The organism is Acinetobacter sp. YH01019 (assembly GCF_013420285.1).
Classification (GTDB): Bacteria; Pseudomonadota; Gammaproteobacteria; order Pseudomonadales; family Moraxellaceae; genus Acinetobacter; species Acinetobacter gandensis.
The window spans coordinates 1-4,780 of the sequence record NZ_VOYM01000133.1 but is presented as its reverse complement, the minus strand read 5'-3'; the positions used below and the strand labels follow the sequence as shown (position 1 = coordinate 4,780).

General features: G+C 46.0%; 4 protein-coding genes and 4 pseudogenes. 4 read left to right on the top strand and 4 right to left on the bottom strand.

Features of this window, described 5'->3' with window-relative positions; translation table 11 throughout:
• Nucleotides 1-127 (bottom strand): annotated as a pseudogene (locus FTT84_RS17020) (transposase); the annotation flags it as partial.
• Between the two features lie 509 nt (nt 128-636).
• Here FTT84_RS17020 and FTT84_RS17015 point away from each other — a divergent pair.
• Complete coding sequence (locus FTT84_RS17015) at nt 637-876, top strand: BrxA family protein (RefSeq protein ID WP_001353740.1); 240 nt, start codon at nt 637-639, stop codon at nt 874-876.
• A gap of 187 nt (nt 877-1,063) precedes the next feature.
• Here FTT84_RS17015 and intI2 read toward each other — a convergent pair.
• Nucleotides 1,064-2,041, bottom strand: a pseudogene (gene intI2, locus FTT84_RS18130) (class 2 integron integrase IntI2).
• A gap of 331 nt (nt 2,042-2,372) precedes the next feature.
• On the opposite strand from intI2, the gene dfrA1 reads away from it, so the two are divergent.
• The 3 genes and pseudogenes from dfrA1 (at nt 2,373) to aadA1 (ending at nt 4,358) form a co-directional block, all read left to right on the top strand.
• On the top strand, nt 2,373-2,846 hold the full coding sequence (gene dfrA1 / locus FTT84_RS17000; protein WP_000777554.1) for a trimethoprim-resistant dihydrofolate reductase DfrA1: 474 nt from the start codon (nt 2,373-2,375) through the stop codon (nt 2,844-2,846).
• 94 nt (nt 2,847-2,940) lie between these two features.
• Nucleotides 2,941-3,465 carry a streptothricin N-acetyltransferase Sat2 gene (gene sat2, locus FTT84_RS16995; protein WP_000704156.1) on the top strand — a complete coding sequence of 175 codons (525 nt, stop codon included), beginning with the start codon at nt 2,941-2,943 and terminating at the stop codon, nt 3,463-3,465.
• 57 nt (nt 3,466-3,522) lie between these two features.
• Nucleotides 3,523-4,358, top strand: a pseudogene (gene aadA1, locus FTT84_RS16990) (ANT(3'')-Ia family aminoglycoside nucleotidyltransferase AadA1).
• A gap of 26 nt (nt 4,359-4,384) precedes the next feature.
• Here aadA1 and FTT84_RS16985 read toward each other — a convergent pair.
• Both FTT84_RS16985 and FTT84_RS16980 read right to left on the bottom strand, forming a co-directional pair.
• Nucleotides 4,385-4,528: a hypothetical protein gene (locus FTT84_RS16985; RefSeq protein WP_180081942.1), complete on the bottom strand. Its 144-nt coding sequence runs from the start codon at nt 4,526-4,528 to the stop codon at nt 4,385-4,387.
• Between the two features lie 120 nt (nt 4,529-4,648).
• Nucleotides 4,649-4,780, bottom strand: a pseudogene (locus tag FTT84_RS16980) (IS6 family transposase); the annotation flags it as partial.

Here is a 4,780-nt window from a genome sequence, read left to right as displayed (position 1 = left end):
TCTTGAGCTGGTAGCGCACGTTGCCGCCTCGTGTTAACGACAGCCGCTTCTCGGATACCGCCGGGCGGCTGATGTACCGGCACAGCCGTTCGAGCTTCTTGCGTTCATCGGCCCTGGCCGCCACGCCTGTGGGCGGACAAAATAGTTGGGAACTGGGAGGGGTGGAAATGGAGTTTTTAAGGATTATTTAGGGAAGAGTGACAAAATAGATGGGAACTGGGTGTAGCGTCGTAAGCTAATACGAAAATTAAAAATGACAAAATAGTTTGGAACTAGATTTCACTTATCTGGTTAACTAATCTAGCTAACCTGCCGCTCAGCTTAGTACGATCCTATATCCAACTGATCATAATCCTTTCATCAGTATCCCAAATTAAATCCCCCTCCTAGACTGCCTCACCAACACTTTACAGTGATCCCGTATTTCCGGACAGGTGATTGATTTTTTTCGCTTGTACAGGTGTTAAGCCACAGTTATCTTGATGTGGACATTATGCATTGTAATAGCCCATTAACATGCGCTAAGAGCATAAATTAATATACAGTAACAAGCATTACGAGGTGCTAATGTTTGGAAAGCAGCCTCTTCCAACTACAATAATAAGTTAACTATCCTCCACCCACAAATAATTACAAATGACCCCTTTCCGCTATAACTCCGATCTCACCAGCGGCTCGCTACAAACCCGAGAGTGTCGCATTATTACTGGCTTGTTACTCCAAGAGCTTGATGAAGCTGCCTGGGATAAAGCCATGTATAAGGAAAATGTGCTTCAGAAACGCACGCAATCTACGGTAAGACGTATTTCTTCAGCGCTTAGAAAACGCCTAGAACACCTAAGCTCTGACTTTTGGGCTTTTGCGTTTTTATGTTAGGCATTGTCTGGCAACTGGAGGAAGTGTAATGACCATGAATGGTCACTGTGATTGACAGTATCTTGCTTAAACTTATCTGAACAATGGTAGAACTGGCTCATATTTATCCCCTCTATGATTGTTTATCTTTTTCACCATAAAAAGTATCAGGGGCTACTCAGGGCTACATAAAGATATTTATCTACTTTTACTGATTGATAAGTAGCATCAGTCCATCCGCAGGACTGGTGGTGCCGGCAAAATGCTGACCCAACACATGCGTATAGATTTGCGTGGTCTTAACATCGTTATGCCCTAAGAGTTCTTGCACAGTGCGAATATCACGCCCCGCTTGTAATAGATGCGTAGCAAACGAGTGACGAAATGTATGACAAGTGACACGCTTGCTAACGATGCCTGCTTTTTGTACGGCTGCCTTCAATGCCTTTCGCGCAACGGAGTCATGCAGATGATGGCGGCATAATTTGCCGTTATACGGGTGGTTGCAGAGCGTGCTGGAGGGAAAGACAAACATCCACGCCGCTTGTCGATAAGCAGAAGGGTATTTGTGATCTAAAGCAAAAGGCAGCGATGGCCCTACGCCTTGTAAGTTGTCGTCTTGCTGAATAAGCCGCGCTTGCTCAATGAGTTATTTTATTGCTGGGATTAGGCGCGTGGGCAGTAGGCTGTTTCTGCTTTTCCCACCCTTACCGTCATGCACAGTGATGCAGCCATTATCAAAATCAAAATCTTTAACCCGCAAACGCAAGCATTCATTAATGCGCAAACCTGCACCATACAGCAGCGTAAAAATAACTTGGTTGCGAGTATCCATAACCTGCAAAATGCGTTGCACTTCATTTGCAGAGATAACAGAGGGTAGCCGTCTAGGCTTGCTTGCAGGGATATAATCAATATCGCCCAACGGCTGTTGTAAAAACCTGTTGTACAAAAAAGCTAGGGCATTTAAAGCGATTTTCTGCGTGTTTATGGCTACATGTCTGCTGTTTGCTAAGCTGGATAAAAACAGCCTGACCTCTTCACTGCCCATGGTCTGAGGATGACGTTTTTTGTGAAACAGAATAAAACGCTTAATCCAGTGCAGGTAAGTTTTTTCAGTTTTCAGCGCATAACCTTTTTGTCGCATATCCGTGCGTATAGAATTTAAAAATGGACTGTTAGACATAAAACGCTCCTTGTCTTGCAACTGTCTGCCTATACAGCCTATTCTAGCTGGGATTTAAAAAAGTGCCTGTTTTTTACGCCTAGAGATGCTTGTTTACCGGTAGAGTTTTAATTTAATGCTAAATAAATTAAAATGTTATGAGTTCTTTGGGTGAGATAATGTGCATCGTGCAAGCAGGATAGACGGCATGCACGATTTGTAATAACAGAGTGTCTTGTATTTTTAAAGAAAGTCTATTTAATACAAGTGATTATATTAATTAACGGTAAGCATCAGCGGGTGACAAAACGAGCATGCTTACTAATAAAATGTTAACCTCTGAGGAAGAATTGTGAAACTATCACTAATGGTAGCTATATCGAAGAATGGAGTTATCGGGAATGGCCCTGATATTCCATGGAGTGCCAAAGGTGAACAGCTCCTGTTTAAAGCTATTACCTATAACCAATGGCTGTTGGTTGGACGCAAGACTTTTGAATCAATGGGAGCATTACCCAACCGAAAGTATGCGGTCGTAACACGTTCAAGTTTTACATCTGACAATGAGAACGTATTGATCTTTCCATCAATTAAAGATGCTTTAACCAACCTAAAGAAAATAACGGATCATGTCATTGTTTCAGGTGGTGGGGAGATATACAAAAGCCTGATCGATCAAGTAGATACACTACATATATCTACAATAGACATCGAGCCGGAAGGTGATGTTTACTTTCCTGAAATCCCCAGCAATTTTAGGCCAGTTTTTACCCAAGACTTCGCCTCTAACATAAATTATAGTTACCAAATCTGGCAAAAGGGTTAACAAGTGGCAGCAACGGATTCGCAAACCTGTCACGCCTTTTGTACCAAAAGCCGCGCCAGGTTTGCGATCCGCTGTGCCAGGCGTTAGGCGTCATATGAAGATTTCGGTGATCCCTGAGCAGGTGGCGGAAACATTGGATGCTGAGAACCATTTCATTGTTCGTGAAGTGTTCGATGTGCACCTATCCGACCAAGGCTTTGAACTATCTACCAGAAGTGTGAGCCCCTACCGGAAGGATTACATCTCGGATGATGACTCTGATGAAGACTCTGCTTGCTATGGCGCATTCATCGACCAAGAGCTTGTCGGGAAGATTGAACTCAACTCAACATGGAACGATCTAGCCTCTATCGAACACATTGTTGTGTCGCACACGCACCGAGGCAAAGGAGTCGCGCACAGTCTCATCGAATTTGCGAAAAAGTGGGCACTAAGCAGACAGCTCCTTGGCATACGATTAGAGACACAAACGAACAATGTACCTGCCTGCAATTTGTACGCAAAATGTGGCTTTACTCTCGGCGGCATTGACCTGTTCACGTATAAAACTAGACCTCAAGTCTCGAACGAAACAGCGATGTACTGGTACTGGTTCTCGGGAGCACAGGATGACGCCTAACAATTCATTCAAGCCGACACCGCTTCGCGGCGCGGCTTAATTCAGGAGTTAAACATCATGAGGGAAGCGGTGATCGCCGAAGTATCGACTCAACTATCAGAGGTAGTTGGCGTCATCGAGCGCCATCTCGAACCGACGTTGCTGGCCGTACATTTGTACGGCTCCGCAGTGGATGGCGGCCTGAAGCCACACAGTGATATTGATTTGCTGGTTACGGTGACCGTAAGGCTTGATGAAACAACGCGGCGAGCTTTGATCAACGACCTTTTGGAAACTTCGGCTTCCCCTGGAGAGAGCGAGATTCTCCGCGCTGTAGAAGTCACCATTGTTGTGCACGACGACATCATTCCGTGGCGTTATCCAGCTAAGCGCGAACTGCAATTTGGAGAATGGCAGCGCAATGACATTCTTGCAGGTATCTTCGAGCCAGCCACGATCGACATTGATCTGGCTATCTTGCTGACAAAAGCAAGAGAACATAGCGTTGCCTTGGTAGGTCCAGCGGCGGAGGAACTCTTTGATCCGGTTCCTGAACAGGATCTATTTGAGGCGCTAAATGAAACCTTAACGCTATGGAACTCGCCGCCCGACTGGGCTGGCGATGAGCGAAATGTAGTGCTTACGTTGTCCCGCATTTGGTACAGCGCAGTAACCGGCAAAATCGCGCCGAAGGATGTCGCTGCCGACTGGGCAATGGAGCGCCTGCCGGCCCAGTATCAGCCCGTCATACTTGAAGCTAGGCAGGCTTATCTTGGACAAGAAGATCGCTTGGCCTCGCGCGCAGATCAGTTGGAAGAATTTGTTCACTACGTGAAAGGCGAGATCACCAAGGTAGTCGGCAAATAATGTCTAACAATTCGTTCAAGCCGACGCCGCTTCGCGGCGCGGCTTAACTCAAGCGTTAGAGAGCTGGGGAAGACTATGCGCGATCTGTTGAAGGTGGTTCTAAGCCTCGTACTTGCGATGGCATCGGGGCAGGCACTTGCTGACCTGCCAATTGTTTTAGTGGATGAAGCTCGTCTTCCCTATGACTACTCCCCATCCAACTACGACATTTCTCCAAGCAACTACGACAACTCCATAAGCAATTACGACAATAGTCCATCAAATTACGACAACTCTGAGAGCAACGGCACTGTTGCAAAGTTAGCGATGAGGCAGCCTTTTGTCTTATTCAAAGGCCTTACGTTTCAAAAACTCTGCTTACCAGGCGCATTTCGCCCAGGGGATCACCATAATAAAATGCTGAGGCCTGGCCTTTGCGTAGTGCACGCATCACCTCAATACCTTTGATGGTGGCGTAAGCCGTCTTCAT